This is a genomic window from Vibrio bivalvicida (assembly GCF_001399455.2).
GTDB classification, from domain to species: Bacteria; Pseudomonadota; Gammaproteobacteria; order Enterobacterales; family Vibrionaceae; genus Vibrio; species Vibrio bivalvicida.
In genome coordinates this window covers 113,791-129,750 of the sequence record NZ_LLEI02000021.1, presented here as the reverse complement: position 1 = coordinate 129,750, position 15,960 = coordinate 113,791, and the positions used below count along the sequence as shown (strand labels likewise).

The window sequence follows — 15,960 nt, the reverse complement described above, 5'->3', positions numbered from 1 at the left end:
CTACATCCGATCAAATGGCAAATAGGCGATATTAAGCACGATCAGCACCGCCATCACTAAGAAGGTCATCTTCATCCCCGAAATGCGGCCTTTGAGCCTGTCTGCAAGGATACCTTTCGCATGTAATATACGGCCCAGAACAAACACAATACCACACGCATGGATCATCCAAGGGCTTGCACCGTTGTGCTCCACCATAGCCATCAGAATCAGGGTAATTGGGATGTAATCTACCGCATTGCCCTGTGCACTTCTGGCGATCGTCAGGGCATCTACCCCACCATCCGCATACTTCACCTGAGCTTTGCGACGCTGCTTAATCACCTGAATAGAGAGCCAAATCATTAGTGCAGCAAGAATTGCAGCGTAAAGCGCTGTAACCATCAATATTCTCCTTGTGATTCAGGTTTCTAACACCTGATATTTTCCTCATATCTAAGTATTACTAATTAAGCATAAAAAAGCCCCGCTGAATAGCAGGGCCGAATATTAAAACCAAACTGGCTCAATGTTGGAAGCAAGGTTAACACTCTTCATCGGCGCAGCACTCATCTTGCAAGAACCCAATCACCCCCTCTAGGCACTGATAGTCCGTAACGCAGTAAAGCGTTCGACCTTCTCGGCGCTGACTAATCAACCCCGCTGAAGCAAGACTTGAAATATGATGAGAGAGCGTTGAGCCCGGTATGCCCAGTTTGTCTTGCAAACCACCAACAGCAATACCTTGGTAACCCGCTTTGACGACACTTTTATAAATAGAGAGACGAGTTGGATGACCCAGCTCTTTAAGTGCTTTAGCAACGACTTCAAGTTCCACGACAGACTCCACATGACTTAATATATTTCCAAAGTAGTCGAAATATAATTAATTTGCAATAGGAATAAGCTCTACATTTTATCCAAGCATATGGCACAGATTTCACCACTTACATTTGGTTAATCTAATGTTGCACATTTAACAGATGTAAAACATGGACGACAGCGCTACTGTTAATTGCATGTGCTACAGCAGTCAGTGAGGAACCAATGAAAGTGCTAATCCAATACACTCAAACAGGCAAATACAAAGATCGAGTTTGGGAAGCCTTAACCCTTAAGTCAAAAGGAGAAATTCATGCAGTCACACCTTCTTCTGCTGCACGGCTAATCGAGCAGAATAAAGCTGTTTTGTTTACAACTGATGGCCAAGATATCGTATTTCAAGGTTAGCCTGAACGAATATTAACTCAATTTTAGGGCTCACTTTGCGCCTCCCCAATTCGTCGAGTGAATACCCATTACCGGAGCACACATATCTTTCCCTGATAAGTCACTGTTCCGGTTTTCTTGAGCAAATCTCATTGCTCTCAGCCCTTCATTTCGATAACTTGATTGGGTTGCAGGTATGTTAAGTGAGGTATAGAGTGAAAACACTGCTAATTGTTAATGTCGGCTCAGCCCCCGAAAGTCAGCTAAACAAATTTGGTGATTTTGAGCTGTGGGCTAAGCAAGCTATTGGCAACACGACTCTTGATATTGCATTTCACGATGGTATCAATCACCCTCTCCCGAAACCGCAGAACCTTGCAGGCGTGATTATCATGGGTTCATTGTCAATGGTGACAGAAGAAGCGGACTGGATGAAACGACTGGCAGCCGAGATAGTTCAGCTTGCCGAGTTTAACATTCCAACATTGGGGATCTGTTTCGGCCATCAACTTATTAGTTATGCCTTCGGTGGTAAAGTAAACATCAACCCAAACGGGTTAGAGGTTGGCACCATCAATGTTTCCCGTTTACCAAGTAGCCAAGATGACCAACTACTCGACCAACTTGCGGAAAATTTCCAAGCGCAAGCGGTACATTTTCAATCGGTGATCTCACTGCCAGACGGTGCTGTCCGCTTGGCTGAAAGCAGCATGGACAAGCATCATGCATTTCGTGTTGGCGACTGCACATGGGGCGTGCAATTTCATCCAGAATTTACCGCTGAGATCATGATAGATGTACTTGAAAACTTTCAAGATGAGCTAGGTGAACAGGTCGTTACTACCAAAAAACGACAAGTCACCTCAACTCCACATGCCCAGCAAATCCTTAAACGTTTTTCTGACCTCTGCCTTGCTAAGACTGAGGTTGTGAGCACTTAATCAGATCATCAATTTACGCCCAAAGCGAATTACATAGAAATCAGAACTTCTGCGTTGGATCAACCGTCAATACTATTTTACCTACCGCTTGATACTGCTCACTACGACGGTGAGCGTTTTGGATCTCTTCAAGCGGATAAACCGTATCAATGGGAATCTTAAGCTTGTGTTGTTCGACCAGCTTAACTACTTGGTCTAAATCATGTGCGTTATTTTCCACCCACATACGATGAAAAGCGATACCGTATATCCCAACCTCTGCTTCAGGGAGTTCATCGAAGGTAGAGACAATCACACCACCTGATTTAACGCAGGGTATCGTTCTGTGTAGTAGATATGATCCCGATTTTGCTACAAAGGCGAGATCGTAATGCATCGAAGAATGCCAGCCAGAATCACTTTCTACATAAACTTCATCAGCCCCAAGGCTCTGCAAGTATTCCTGCTTCTCCTTTGAGGCTGTCGCAACAACGTAGGCACCGGCAGCTTTAGCAATCTGAACAGCAAATGCCCCAACCCCACCAGAAGCGTTGTGTATCAATACCGATTTGCCACCTTCTAATCGACCGTGTCGATATAGCCCTTGCCATGCTGTCACCGACGCTAGCGGTAATGCGGCTGCCTCAATAAAACTTAGCGCTTGAGGTTTTTTTACGACTAAATTCGCATCTACGGTGACAAACTCTGCATTGGTCCCTTGCTCAGCGATTGGGGTAAACGACAGTACTTTATCACCCACTTTCAGTGACTCGACTTCAGAGCCCAGCGCTTCCACAACTCCTGAGCAATCCCACCCCAGAATTAACGGCAGAGTATGAGTATCTGTCTCTGCCATCATGCCGTTTCTCAGATGAAAATCGACCGGGTTCACTCCCGAAGCGGCCACTCGAATCAAAACTTGGTTTGACCTTGGTTGTGGTTTTTCCAGTTGTCCTACTTTGAGATTGGTCACGTCGCCGTATTGTGTGATAAACGCTGCTTTCATGATTTTCTTCCTTAGATGTGATGAGAACAGCTTCAGTATTCAGTGATTAACCTATTTCTTCTAATCAATAGTTGATATAAACACTATTCCACAGAGGAATGAATCATATGGCTAAGGTTGATCTAAATCTGATTGTTATCTTTGATGCAATTATGCGCGAGCAGTCGATCACAATTGCAGCAGAACAACTGGCGATGACCCAGCCCTCGGTATCTAAAGCAGTGTCTAGAATGCGCTACGCTTGGAGAGATCCACTATTCATCAAACAAGGTCGAGGGATTACCCCCACCCCTTACGCAAAAAAACTGTGGCTAGAAGTTGCTGATCCTTTACGTCAATTAAACAATTCTATTTCAACACCAAAATTCGATCCTATGACGTCTTCTACCCAGTTGAGAGTTGCCCTAACAGATGGTATTAGTGGTTTGTTCTGGCCCCGATTACGTACCATTATCGAGCAAAGAGCGAATGCTATTGATCTTTTTGCCGTCCCATTTATCGGTAACGGCGAACAACAGTTGCTCGCTGCAGAAGTGGATTTAGTGCTGGATTATTTCCCAACCAAACATCATCAGATAACCGTAAAACACTTGTACGAGAATCACTTTACCTGTGTTATGCGACCTAACCATCCTCTCGCTAAGCAGAAACTGTCACTTAAAACATTTTGCCAAGCCGACCATCTGCTGATTTCGTTATCAGGTGATCCTAGTGGCTCGGTTGATAAGTGCCTTGAACAGGAGGGAGAGAAACGAAGAGTCGCGATGACAGTTAATAGCTTTTCATGCGCAATCAACTTACTGCAAGAATCTAACTTGATTTGCGTTATGCCATATACTGTCGCCAGCAAAGCAATCCATTCAGGGCAACTGGTTCAAAAAGCTGTCCCGATTTCTGTTCCCTCACCCACGATATCTGTTGCTTGGCACACACGTAACCAGCCTAGCTTGGCACTAAAGTGGTTGATCAATGAAATTGAACAGTTAGTCATCCATGACTCTGAGGCCTTTACCACTCCTTTGCTCGACACTTAGCCACCAAGACTTCAAGCATTTCGGATTAAACCTTAGCCTAGCGAATAGACACTGTTGTCTGGCTTGCAACACGACTATCAAACTCGGAGACACGTGCTAAAAACGCCGGTTTATCTTGCTGGGAGATTGAGCTAGCCAGCGGTAAGTTAGCTTTCATTGGGTCAACTGCTCGATTACGGACCAAGACTTCAAAATGCAAATGTGGCCCCGTAATTCGACCAGTAGCACCAGCAATCGCGATCTTCTGACCACGCTTTACCTGCTGCCCTTTCCTCACCAAGAAACGATCAAGGTGAAGATAACGAGTCTTGTAGACGCTGTTGTGCTCAATCACAAGATATTTACCAGCATATTGATGGTTGCGCACCGCAATCACTTTACCATCACCCGTAGAATAGACTGGCGCGCCAACTGGAGTTGCGAAGTCCGTACCATTATGTGGCGTGACACGCCCTGTTACTGGGTGTTTACGACGCGGGTTAAAGGGTGAAGTAATACGACGATACTGTTTTGCTACCGGAAAACGATCGAATGCTTGCTCAAGGCTGTGCCCTTGCCGATCGTAAAAACGGCCGTCTTCAGCTAGAAAGGCTGCAACTTCTCTGCTGCGCAGGTAAATGGCAATGCCTTGAACTTCGGTGTTGCCTGTAAGATGGTTACCCAAATATTGCTCTTTAACCAATACATTAAATCGGTCCCCTGCACGCAGTTCTTTGGCGAAGTTTACTTTGTCACGTAGAACACGGGTAATGCCAGCAATCTGCTTAGGGGTTAAGCCCGCACGATAGGCAGATAAGGAAAAGCTCCCCTGAATATAGCCCGAATAGAGCTTTTCCTGCCATACACCCGCTTCTTCGACAAAGCGGTAGCTAAAGCTATTGTCCGCCTCACGAGTAAACACCGCCCTTTCAACCAAGCTTTGGTGGTAAATCAAGGTCGCGAGTTGTTTAGAATCGCTATCAAGCAAAAGTTCCAAGTGATCACCCGGCTTAATAGTATCTAACTTCAGCGACTCGAGATCGGCCTCCAGAATACTTTGTAGCGTCTCGTATGGTATATCCCATGCCGAGAATATCGTGCTTAAGGTATCACCGACTTTGACAAAGTAGTGGGCGCGAATCAAAGGCCTTGGCTGAGAAGAAATAGTGTTTTCAGGATTTTGATATGCGGTCACTTTTATCGGAATAGGACCACTCTTAGTTTCGGGCTTAAAAGTCAGCACAGTGGCGAGTGAAAATGCAGTGACAGCAACAGCAGTCAAAACGAGGCGAACAAGCTTCATAGAATAGAAACCCACAAAAAGATACGTTATAACATAACACTAAAAATCACTCAAACGTAACCTATTCTCAGCACACTCACCCAACGACGTTGTTATCTTTGAATCGACGCTATAAATACTGGCGCCGCTCTACAGACATCAATTCCAACATTCTTAAAGCAATAATTTATTATCGTTTATCGATAAATAATTGTTGACCAACACACTTCCAAACACTATTATCCTTCTACGAAAACTCAACAGGATTAATTATGTCTAATATTCAAAAACAAAGCCGCCGAGTGCGGGCGCTATTTCAATGTCTTTTCATGCTGGTACCTATTGCGGTTTGCTATTACTGGCTTACAGTTGAAACCACCTACGATATTGTTTCGTCTTTGGGAATAATCCAGCTCTCCTATGAACTAGATGACTACACTCTACTACCACTAACTACCTCAACAAGACTGCTTGCAACTGTTGCAAGTCTGATGCTAAGTGGCATCATTATGTATGCCTTGAAGGTACTTATTCAGCTGTTCCGAAACTATGAACGCAATGAGATATTTACCCTCGATAACGCAAGACACTATCAGAAGTTGGGCTATATCGTATTTTACTGGGTTGCAGGTTCAGTCATCTACGACTCATTGATGTCGGTTATTTTGTCGTTCAACAACCCCCCAGGTGAGAGAATTCTGACTATTAGCTTCGTGGGAATGGACTTTTTGTCCTTAGTACTAGGCTTGATTATTTTGATCATTTCCTGGGTAATGAAGGAGGGCTACACTCTTGCCGAAGAAAATAGTCATACAATTTAAGGATTTAACATGACCATCCGCATTAATTTAGATGTAATAATGGCCAAACGGAAAATACGCTTAAAAACATTGGCACAATTGGTAGGGATTACCGAAGCCAATCTGTCAATCTTGAAGAATGGCAAAGCAAAAGCAGTACGTTTATCCACATTAGATAAACTTTGTGAAGTACTTGAATGTCAACCTGGAGATATTCTCGAGTTCAATGAAGATGGCGATAGTGAAAGCGCCGTTCAAAGCTAGTTTTTACTTTATTGTTCGGAGCCTGAAATCAAAACCCTAAACCCGCGCCCCACTGGCGCGGGTGCTTACAATAAATATCATACAAACTGTCCTCTTTGAACTAACCAAACCCATCAAGTAAACCATTCAATTTAGCGCTCTTGTGAGTACTTCTTTCAACAATTAAAAAGTCAATAAATGATTGATTTTATTCTACATTTAAAATATTTCCACTTTATTGGAAATATTTATCTTGAACAATTCTTCTTTAAAACTATAATTCGAGAAATATAGAAATGAAGTTGGAGTCAATCATTATGAATAACGAATTTATAACTATGGCGAGCGAAGCACTCGACATGTTCACGTTTCTTGCGACAGAACTAATCATCCTGTTTTTGGCGATAAGCTACCTTGTTGGTGTGCTGCAGGAGTTTTTAACACCAGAAAAGATCCAAGCGATCCTGAGTTCTCGCAACGGTAAAGGTTACGTGGTGGCAGCCCTGCTTGGTGCAATCACACCATTCTGTTCGTGCTCAACGATTCCTTTCTTAAAAGGTCTACTAAGAGCCAGAGCGGGGTTCGGTCCGATGATGGTATTCCTATTTGGTAGCCCACTACTGAACCCTATCATCATCGGCTTATTCGTGGTGACCTTTGGCTGGAAAGTAGCACTGTTCTACTTTGCTATTGCCATGATGGTATCTGTGGTTGCGGGCTACGCGTTGGAAAAACTAGGATTCGAGCGCTACGTAAAACCAGAAGCCTACCAAGTAGCTGATTCATCAAACTGCGGTTCGAGCTGCGGGGAAAATAACACCGTGGCCAAGTCAGAGCCATCATGTGGAACCTCTAAATGCGGTGACACTGCGCCTGTTGTAGCGAAAGAGGCAGCTTGTAGTAGCGAAACGAAAGTAGAAGTCTCTTGCTGCTCTGCTGATGGCACGATAACCGCTACTGTCGTCGAAAACAAAGAGCCTAGCCGTTGGGTTAAAATTTGGTCCTCAACTTGGAAAGATTTTAAACAAGTCTTCCCTTATTTAATGCTAGGTATTGCTATTGGTTCATTTATCTACGGATTTATTCCTACTGAGCTGATTGCTGAGTACGCTGGCGCGGGCAAATGGTACGCAATTCCTGTCGCGGCCATTATCGGTATACCTTTGTACATTCGCGCAGAAGCGGTGATTCCTCTTAGTGCAGCCTTAGTTCAAAAAGGCATGGCACTAGGCTCTGTGATGGCCCTGATCATAGGTAGCGCAGGCGCAAGTTTGACTGAGGTAATTTTGCTTAAATCTATCTTTAAAAATCAGATGATTGCTGCCTTCCTCGTTGTCATCCTGAGCATGGCGATTGGTGCTGGCTTCCTATATACTTTAATCTTTGGATAATAACCAAAAAAGGATTGGCATTGGTGCCAATCCTTTTTTTGATTTAGAGTCAATTACTCATAATCTGAAGCATATGTCTCTTCGTAAGTATGAGAATAAAGCTCAAACAAGTTACCGAACGGGTCTTCTAGGTAAACCATTTTCGCTGGCTTACTATCATCTTCTGGGTGGTAACGCATCACATCCATACGTATCTTGCCACCAAACTGTTCTACTTTCCCCATCACGCCTTCAAAGTCGTTGGTTTGCAGACAAAAATGGAAGATGCCTAAACGCGAGAAATCTACTTCATGCTGCTCCTGACGATCCTTCATTTCAAAAAGCTCAACGCCGATGCCATCTGTGGTCACTAGATGCGCGATGTTAAAGCCTTTAAACCCTTCACCAAAAACCGCGATACACATACGACCAATGGCGGTTTCTCGCTCCTCAACCACTTTAGTGTTGTTCATTACCACCTTGAGACCTAGTGCCTGAGTGTAAAAATCTACCGCTTTGTTCATCTCACCGACCATAATGCCTACGTGATTCATTTTCATAGCTTTCTCCAAATTCAATTCGATGTTTTGTTTCGATGGAGAGAGTGTATGGACACACAATGATTAAATGAAATTATCATTTATTATAAAAATGATAATATTTTTTTATTCTTAATAATTAATCATGTCACATTCTGAATAGTTATAGAAATGCTAATGCCACTTTACTCTACTGCTTTGAATCTATATCTAAGATCTCGCTGGATAGAAATTATATCCGAACAATATGCAGACACTAACTAGCCAACCTGAACATTGTTTTCAGGCTGGCATTTAGGTTGAAAGTTTACCTTTCACCCAGCACTTCAAACTCGTCATAAGTCAAACGAGCTTTACCATCCGCCTGCAACGACCATACCTCTTTATGTACCACTCCAAATGCTTTATTCATTGTCCACTTGGAAGTCAGGATATAGCTGCCTTCGTCTACCTTCTCCCATGCAGTATCTGTATAGGCAACATCGCTAAAACCTTGATCAATAATGTTTTGCCAAAATGCTTGGATCTGTTCACGACCTTCAAAAACGCCAAATGGCTTGGCATGCATTGTTGTTCCTTCTTGATACTGTTCAGAACAACCCCTCGCATCTTGGTTGTTGAATGCTTGTTTCCACGCCGCAATACCTGCCTGACAGGCTTCTAATACTGATTGACTCATTCTTATTCTCCTCTAAGTTGATGACCTTATCTTAGTGTTATGATTAAAATGAAAAAACAAACAAATAAGAAATTACTGTTCGAAAAAAGAGAACAATAGAACAACTAGACATCGTTTAATGACCCTGTTTATGCACATTGTTGACGGCGGTGCGATAGCAAAATCGGCAGGAATATTCGCACTGTCTAAATCCTTACTCATCAACCCCACCGTTCGCTATTTCGATGGCGCGAGACGCAATTGAAGAGCAGTTAATATGCATTAACTCAGTTAAAAACACCCTTAACTTAACTTGAATCAATATTCTTATTTATTTCACTAATCATTCAAATTTGATGTCCTACACTTGTTTAAAATACCAGTGACTAGATCAAGGAGAACACCATGATTACAGTACACAGAGATTACGAACTTGTCGGGATGAATCACTCTCATGCCCACATTGAAATTAATCCTACTGGGTTGATTGATGTTGAAATCATGGAGAATAAGCTACATCTTCAAGCAGAATTTAGTGAGCTATCTTTTAAAAAGGTTGGTGGCCACACAAGGCTATGTGGAAAGCAGAATAAAAAGCCTTGGCAAGTCGAGCTTGAGAATAAAGATGCAGAAGAAATTAACCGCTTAATCGACGCGGCCAGTGAAGAATATGAAACCTTGATGCGTGATCTCTGACTCACGCCGCGCTTTACTAGGCCCCTTTAAAGCCATATCAATTATAAGATTTGATATGGCTTACAGACCAAAGTATTGATGGGTTAAGGCGTCGCTTTCGTCACAACAAACTCATGTCCATCCAGAATCCCTTTCCCGCTTTTGATCTCGTTAAGGCGAGCTGTCACGACACCATCACTGCTTGTAAAATCAACACTGTAACTATCAACATACTCTTGAACATATTTACTTGATAGCGACTTAAGTTTATCAATGTACACAACCGCTTTATCAAACTCTCCTTGAGAGACCACTTCAAGTTTTGGTGTCAAAAGTTGGGCAAACTTGTATGGGTGAGCAACAAAACCACTGCCCATAACCAAAGCCGCAATGATTGGAGTCGTAATCACCGCACTTTGAAACCATTCAGAGAACATTTTATGATTTTGAACTAGGCTTCCGTTAGCATTACGGTTAGACCACTCTTTCTTGGCACGCTTTAGTACTTTGCCCACCAAGCAACGTTGAATCATGTAATCTACAAGCTTGACAATGCGCTCAAACAAGCCCGTTAGTACACTGACTAACGTTCCAACCCCTGCAAAGGCATCGCCGGCTGCTTCTAAACCAATCTTAGTGATACCCACTGCGGCATTCTTAATGCCACCTAAAGCACCTGTCGCAGCATGACGCGCCAACGCATTGGCTATAATACTCGGGTGACCACCCAGCAGCTCTACACCACGGCCGGCGTATATCTGCGTGATAAGGTCTTTGGACTTACACACAGCCTGTTTTACGCCGGAGTAAATATCTGATGCACTCTGAACGTAGCCCCAGCCAGGAATAAAACTTGAGAAGTTTCCTGCAAACTCTCCAGTCATCCAAGTAGCAAAGTCAGCAAACCATTCTACGCCATAGAGCAAATCACCGTATATATTACGAGCCTTGTTCATCAGCATACGAAAGAAATCAGAAATCACCTGCTTGACCTTAGTCACCACAGCAGAAGCCGTATCACCCACTACCTTGGCAGCACCAACAATCTTCTTGCCCGCTTTAGTTTGTTGCAGTTTGTTGATCGCATTGGTTTTATCGAGAAGACCTGATGCGGCCGACTTAAGATCACTCAATGGTTCAGAGCCAATCACAAAGTTGTCAAAGAAATGCGCATTGGAAAAAGACGAAACCTTCGAGATTTCAGTGCTCGCTAACATGTACATTGCCCCCATACGCGCATCCGCCATTTGGGCAACTTGAACATCCAACGCAGTATTTTTGGTTTTACCAAACATTTTGTCTTTAATTAGACGCTTTAAAATTTTAACCTGCATGCAAGCCTCGCAATTATTTTTATGCAACCCAGAACTTATGAATTGCTGTCATTGTTTTATTGATACATTTGCAAGGATAATACATTTTTTTATCAATAAGGTGGTCGGTTTAGACAAATAGTGCAGAATGGGATGAGAAATGATGTACAACAATCAAATTGTTATACAGGTTCCGTTGCCATTGGTAGTAATCGCTCTAGCAACTTCTGCACATTATCTATTGCGGTGTTTCTCTTGAGCGAACATTAGGCAATAAAAAGGGTGTCGTAAGACACCCTAAACTGATTCGTAACTTTACATTGCGTAGAAGTCTGGTTTATACCGAAGAATGACCTTTTCCATTGCAGAAAATACATGTGCGCGCTCTTCTTCAGTAAGGTCTTGAGTAGCAAACGCCATCTCATCTTTGATCATCTGCGCTAACTGGTCATGAACTTTCTTACCTTTCAGTGTCAAAAAAAGACGTTTAGCATTCTTATGATGGGGATCTTTTGCACTCGCAATCAATTCATTCTTTTCCGCATGGCGAATGAGGCTGGTCATAGTTCCCTTGCTACGATGCAAACGCTCCGCGATCACGCTTGGGCGAAGACCATCTTCATAGTCTAGCTCCATCAACACCAGCATTTGCTCAAAATTCACATCGTCGCGAAGCTTCGAAATTTTATTTTGAATAGCGTTTTGAATCATACGAGTTGCGATAAAACTCATACCGACCGTAGTTTCAAATATTTTCTTTGATTCTTCAGACATTGTGATCTTCCAATTTAAGTTCTTTACCTATTATCCATTTATTAGTTCGATACAAAAGCATTTCCGACACACTTTATTATTTATTTTGTGAATTTGTGCAAATAGATATGCATGTATGTGAGTGATTACTTTTCTTGATAGATACAAAGGCGTGATTTATTAGTTAGCTATGAAAGATAAATGCCACTATAGGGATATTTGCTAACTTTCCCAATCTAAAGTCATGGGAGAGAGGCAAACCATGCCTCCCACACTGTGATAAGTTTTATATCGAACACTAATAATTCAGAATATGGTTTAGAGATTAACGTTTAGCTTGCTTGCCCTTATCTAGCCACAAAGTCTCAAGCATCGACCAGACCTTTTCGGCAGGTTTGTCTAGATTAGGCATTAGAAGGTAAACCAGCCCGACAAAAAGAATCGAGCCGATTAGATCTATCGGTCGATGCATGCCTAGCCACAAACGACTGTAAGCAACCCCCATCGCCCACACACCAACTAACACCACTAAACCATAATGCTTGCTTTGCCAAAAAAAACCACCAAAAAACGCCAAGCAAATTGCCGCAAATATGGTATGCCCAGATGGAAACGAATAGTCTTTTTCCCCTTGCCAGTGACGAGTTCTCCACGTAGTAACCTGGTTCGAGATCTTATTGATGACCTCTGCTTTCTGTGCGCTATCTAAATTGTAAAAATGCGAAGGTTGAGGAATCAAGAGTTGATGTGAAAGAAGCTCTGTATATGGACGAGGGCTCTCTGTCATATGCTTGAGCCCAGTTTTCGCTGCAAACCCAATCGCTAAGATGATGCCTAGTTGAACTATCTTGCTGAGAATTAGTGAGTTAGTGCCCACTATCTTCCAAGTAAAAAGTATCAGTAGAGTTAGTGTAATTAAAAACCCCTTTGAACCTGCGGAATCAGTCAGAATGGTGTAACTCAATCCCGTCAGTTCAGACACCTTGCCCAATAGGTCAAGGTGACTAACAAACAGTGTCATTGGCGCAATAACGAGCAAAAAAGCAATGAGCAACGCTAAGCCTTCGCGCTTGTTCTGAATGAAGTTTTTCACGATAGGGATTCACTACAACTAAAACCGGAGCTGAAGTTTAGTCGAGTTAAGGTGGAAATTTTATCAATACAATGTCAATTTAATGAAATTTCGTGTTGATTGACGCGGTTAAGCATCGCAACTCAACGAGACTTGCCACGTTTCACCTCTAGCATTCGTTTGTCGGCCACATCAATTAATGACTCTAAAGTTGTGTCATTCAAAACTTTAGAAGAGGCGACACCGACACTAAACGTTATTTGATAACGATGTGTCGAATCTTGGTTAAATTTCTCCACCGATTGAGTAAAGCGGTCAATGGCAATATGAGCTACCATCTCTGTTGTTCCTGACATCAGTACTACAAACTCATCTCCCCCCATGCGCGCGTACACGTCAGACTCTCTAAAAGAAGACTCCAACAGCCGAGTAAACTGCTTGAGTGCCTCATCACCGAGCTGGTGACCAAATTGGTCATTAATCTGCTTGAAGTTGTCTAGATCAAAATACGCAAGAGAAACAGGAAAACCACCAAAGCGACAATAGTCGAGTAACTTTTCTCCTAAAGAAGAAAAACCGCGCCGATTAGATATTTGAGTTAATGGATCTGTCGTTGCTGTCACTCGCGTCACTAACTCCTGCTCAACGATTTTAGCTAAGTCAATGAGGTCGTTTATTTGCTCTTGGTTAAAGTGACGAGGCTTAGTATCTATGACACACAAAGTACCGAGCATTGTATTATCATGATGGGCAAGAGGAACGCCTGCGTAAAAACGGATACCTGGCTCACCGACAACAAGAGGATTGTCAGCAAAGCGATCATCTTTGGTCGCATCCGAAATGACGAAAGGCTCGGTGCCAAGAATAGCATGACCACAAAACGAAATATCACGAGGTGTTTGTTGCGCATCCATCCCATAACAAGACTTAAACCACTGTCGATCACTATCGACAAGGCTCACCACAGCGATAGGCACATCAAATAACCTTTTTGCTAGGCGAGTAACGCGATCAAAACGTTCTTCAGATTCCGTATCTAGAATGTCGAGCTGTTCAAGCTCCTCAATGCGCTGCGCTTCGTTTTTGGGTTTATTAGGTACCTGCATGCCATCATAGATACTTGTGGAAACATAATAAAAATTCTAGCAGCCGAATCTAGAGATGTCTGAAAGTTGACCAATATATTTCAAGTTCTGTTGCTTAGGGCAACCATCCGTAAGTAAAAAAACAATAACCTTAAAAGCCCCACCGTTTGCAATCAAATCCTAACGCTTTGCATCTAATCCTTGCTGCCAGAATGCTACTTCCATACGTGTGGCTGTTTTAAACACTTGAATTAAGTTCTGACCACGCTGGCTATGGATATCAATCTCTTCTAGTAACTGATTGAGATGAGCTGCCCATCGTGCGACGGTAGATTGAAACTCCTCTCCACTGTATAGCTCAATCCAACTTTGATAAGGGTTCCCTTCTAGCTTCGCGGTTTTACTTTCTCTTAGCGTTTTACCAATCACCGCGTAACCAATCGAACAAGGTGCCAAACCGATATACAGTTCGATTAACTCTCCTGTCATGCCAGCATCTAGTACATAGCGTGTATAAGCGACGGTAGCGACATCTTCCGGTTCATTTTCTAAGTCAGATTCGGTTAACCCCCACTGGTCGCAATAGTCCACATGATGTGCTATCTCAGAATCTAACAACGCATGAAAACTTGGGAGCACTCGGCGCATCTCTTCTAAGCTACGGGCTTTATACATAGCTAGCGCGTAGGCACGGGCATACTGTTTTAGAAACAAAAAGTCTTGCTTCAAGTAATGTAAAAAACAAGATTGCGGCAACAACCCGCTGGAAAGTTGCTGAACAAAGGAGTGGTCTGTGTACTGGTGCCAATCGGACTGACAGGCTTCGATAATGTCTTGGTATTTCATGTGTAAGGTTTCCGCACGTAATTGACGATTTGTCTCAGTGTCACCATCACTAGAGTGTGAAGGGTTACGATGTAGAGCCAGATGCCCTTAACGCACATTCGTATGTCCACAGAAAAAGTGGTGTACCGGACCATGCCCGTTACCCACCTCTAGCTGGTCGGCATGAGCGATAGCTTGAGAGATGTATTGCTTACCAAGGTAAACGGCTTTATGCAGGCGATTCCCTTGAGCAAGATAAGAAGTAATGGCCGACGAAAGCGTACAACCTGTACCGTGGGTATTCTTGGTTGCCACTCGTTTTGCGCACAACAACTCACTACTCTGTTGTTGGATAAGGAGGTCATTGCTACTTTGGTGTGTTTCTAAATGCCCACCTTTAAGCAGTACTGCCTTGGCGTCAAGTGTTCGTAGAGACTCGATCATCGCACCCATTTGATCTTTATCTTGAGGTATTTCTCCCCCTATCAAGGCCGCGCCCTCAGGCAAGTTAGGTGTGATTAAATCGGCAAGCGGCAGTAGTTCTTGCTTTAATGTCGAAATGGCCGAACGCTCTAACAGTAAATCACCGCTTGTTGCCACCATAACAGGGTCAACCACTAAATGCTTTGGTTGATATTGGCGGATTTTAGCGGCGACGACTTTAATGATCTCGGTATCGGCAAGCATGCCCACTTTGACTGCAGCAACATTAAGATCGGTAAATACAGCATCCAATTGGCTTTCAATGTGCTCAATCGGGATGGGGTGAATAGCGGTTACGCCTTGGGTATTTTGCGAGGTAATGGCAGTGATCACTGAACACGCATAACTGCCTGTCGCCGATATGGCTTTTATATCAGCCTGTATGCCTGCTCCACCACCGCTGTCAGAGCCAGCTATGGTTAATACGATCGGGGTAAAATCTTGTGAGTGTGGCATAGATGCTCCTACGACATGACGTACAGGAACTCTCGACCACGAAAGAAAGCTCAGAGAATGAGCTTAGCCATCGAATACGACTGCACTAAACATTGTTACTGGATTAATGCAGATAGTTCCCTACGTCAGTGCTAACTGAATCAGGTTCAACGGGTCTCGCTTCGCGATCTCAGCCCTTTCCCTATAGGGTAGGCTCCCCGACTATTGCGCAAATGATAACAATAATTTTCATATTATTGCAGCACTTATTTAGCCCTATTAGACAGATCGAACAACTCC

Annotated in this window: 19 protein-coding genes and 1 riboswitch; of the genes, 7 read left to right on the top strand and 12 right to left on the bottom strand. The window is 43.2% G+C overall.

Annotation, left to right across the window (positions count from 1 at the left end; all coding sequences use genetic code 11):
- Positions 1-384: an MAPEG family protein gene (locus APB76_RS05900; protein ID WP_054961142.1), complete on the bottom strand. Its 384-nt coding sequence runs from the start codon at positions 382-384 to the stop codon at positions 1-3.
- A gap of 139 nt (positions 385-523) precedes the next feature.
- Positions 524-817 carry an ArsR/SmtB family transcription factor gene (locus tag APB76_RS05895; protein ID WP_049844607.1) on the bottom strand — a complete coding sequence of 98 codons (294 nt, stop codon included), beginning with the start codon at positions 815-817 and terminating at the stop codon, positions 524-526.
- Positions 818-1,026: 209 nt separating this feature from the next.
- Here APB76_RS05895 and APB76_RS05890 point away from each other — a divergent pair, with 209 nt between their 5' ends.
- The gene (locus APB76_RS05890) at positions 1,027-1,209 is read left to right on the top strand and encodes a hypothetical protein (protein ID WP_054961143.1); all 183 of its coding nucleotides are present in this window, start codon (positions 1,027-1,029) and stop codon (positions 1,207-1,209) included.
- Positions 1,210-1,403: 194 nt separating this feature from the next.
- Positions 1,404-2,129, top strand: a complete 726-nt coding sequence (locus APB76_RS05885) for a glutamine amidotransferase (protein ID WP_054961144.1) — start codon at positions 1,404-1,406, stop codon at positions 2,127-2,129.
- A gap of 40 nt (positions 2,130-2,169) precedes the next feature.
- Here the strand turns inward: APB76_RS05885 and APB76_RS05880 are convergent, their stop codons facing one another.
- Positions 2,170-3,114, bottom strand: coding sequence for an NADP-dependent oxidoreductase (locus APB76_RS05880; protein ID WP_054961145.1), 945 nt, complete (start codon positions 3,112-3,114; stop codon positions 2,170-2,172).
- A 107-nt stretch (positions 3,115-3,221) separates the two neighbouring features.
- On the opposite strand from APB76_RS05880, the gene APB76_RS05875 reads away from it, so the two are divergent.
- Positions 3,222-4,148, top strand: a complete 927-nt coding sequence (locus APB76_RS05875; RefSeq protein ID WP_054961146.1) for a LysR family transcriptional regulator — start codon at positions 3,222-3,224, stop codon at positions 4,146-4,148.
- 37 nt (positions 4,149-4,185) lie between these two features.
- On the opposite strand, the gene APB76_RS05870 is transcribed toward APB76_RS05875, so the two are convergent.
- Positions 4,186-5,430: a peptidoglycan DD-metalloendopeptidase family protein gene (locus tag APB76_RS05870; RefSeq protein ID WP_054961147.1), complete on the bottom strand. Its 1,245-nt coding sequence runs from the start codon at positions 5,428-5,430 to the stop codon at positions 4,186-4,188.
- Between the two features lie 251 nt (positions 5,431-5,681).
- Here APB76_RS05870 and APB76_RS05865 point away from each other — a divergent pair, with 251 nt between their 5' ends.
- The 3 genes from APB76_RS05865 (at position 5,682) to APB76_RS05855 (ending at position 7,843) form a co-directional block, all read left to right on the top strand.
- On the top strand, positions 5,682-6,230 hold the full coding sequence (locus APB76_RS05865) for a DUF2975 domain-containing protein (RefSeq protein ID WP_049844601.1): 549 nt from the start codon (positions 5,682-5,684) through the stop codon (positions 6,228-6,230).
- A 9-nt stretch (positions 6,231-6,239) separates the two neighbouring features.
- On the top strand, positions 6,240-6,473 hold the full coding sequence (locus APB76_RS05860; protein ID WP_054961148.1) for a helix-turn-helix domain-containing protein: 234 nt from the start codon (positions 6,240-6,242) through the stop codon (positions 6,471-6,473).
- A gap of 296 nt (positions 6,474-6,769) precedes the next feature.
- Positions 6,770-7,843 carry a permease gene (locus tag APB76_RS05855; RefSeq protein ID WP_054961149.1) on the top strand — a complete coding sequence of 358 codons (1,074 nt, stop codon included), beginning with the start codon at positions 6,770-6,772 and terminating at the stop codon, positions 7,841-7,843.
- Positions 7,844-7,896: 53 nt separating this feature from the next.
- Here the strand turns inward: APB76_RS05855 and APB76_RS05850 are convergent, their stop codons facing one another.
- The gene (locus APB76_RS05850) at positions 7,897-8,382 is read right to left on the bottom strand and encodes a VOC family protein (RefSeq protein WP_054961150.1); all 486 of its coding nucleotides are present in this window, start codon (positions 8,380-8,382) and stop codon (positions 7,897-7,899) included.
- Positions 8,383-8,668: 286 nt separating this feature from the next.
- Positions 8,669-9,040: a nuclear transport factor 2 family protein gene (locus tag APB76_RS05845; protein WP_054961151.1), complete on the bottom strand. Its 372-nt coding sequence runs from the start codon at positions 9,038-9,040 to the stop codon at positions 8,669-8,671.
- Between the two features lie 384 nt (positions 9,041-9,424).
- Here APB76_RS05845 and APB76_RS05840 point away from each other — a divergent pair, with 384 nt between their 5' ends.
- Positions 9,425-9,715 carry a hypothetical protein gene (locus APB76_RS05840; protein WP_054961152.1) on the top strand — a complete coding sequence of 97 codons (291 nt, stop codon included), beginning with the start codon at positions 9,425-9,427 and terminating at the stop codon, positions 9,713-9,715.
- An 83-nt stretch (positions 9,716-9,798) separates the two neighbouring features.
- Here the strand turns inward: APB76_RS05840 and APB76_RS05835 are convergent, their stop codons facing one another.
- From APB76_RS05835 to thiD, 6 genes are all read right to left on the bottom strand, one after another.
- Positions 9,799-11,028, bottom strand: a complete 1,230-nt coding sequence (locus APB76_RS05835) for a hypothetical protein (protein WP_054961153.1) — start codon at positions 11,026-11,028, stop codon at positions 9,799-9,801.
- Positions 11,029-11,322: 294 nt separating this feature from the next.
- A complete protein-coding gene (locus tag APB76_RS05830; RefSeq protein ID WP_054961154.1) occupies positions 11,323-11,781 on the bottom strand; it encodes a MarR family winged helix-turn-helix transcriptional regulator in 459 nt (152 codons plus the stop codon).
- 304 nt (positions 11,782-12,085) lie between these two features.
- Positions 12,086-12,853: a phosphatase PAP2 family protein gene (locus tag APB76_RS05825; protein ID WP_054961155.1), complete on the bottom strand. Its 768-nt coding sequence runs from the start codon at positions 12,851-12,853 to the stop codon at positions 12,086-12,088.
- A 122-nt stretch (positions 12,854-12,975) separates the two neighbouring features.
- A complete protein-coding gene (locus APB76_RS05820; protein WP_054961156.1) occupies positions 12,976-13,938 on the bottom strand; it encodes a sensor domain-containing diguanylate cyclase in 963 nt (320 codons plus the stop codon).
- Between the two features lie 159 nt (positions 13,939-14,097).
- Positions 14,098-14,763 carry a thiaminase II gene (gene tenA, locus APB76_RS05815; RefSeq protein WP_054961157.1) on the bottom strand — a complete coding sequence of 222 codons (666 nt, stop codon included), beginning with the start codon at positions 14,761-14,763 and terminating at the stop codon, positions 14,098-14,100.
- 87 nt (positions 14,764-14,850) lie between these two features.
- Entirely contained in the window at positions 14,851-15,681 is an 831-nt protein-coding gene (thiD, locus tag APB76_RS05810; protein ID WP_054961158.1) for a bifunctional hydroxymethylpyrimidine kinase/phosphomethylpyrimidine kinase, read from the bottom strand.
- Positions 15,682-15,781: 100 nt separating this feature from the next.
- Positions 15,782-15,891, bottom strand: a riboswitch (TPP riboswitch).
- Positions 15,892-15,960 lie beyond the last annotated feature (69 nt).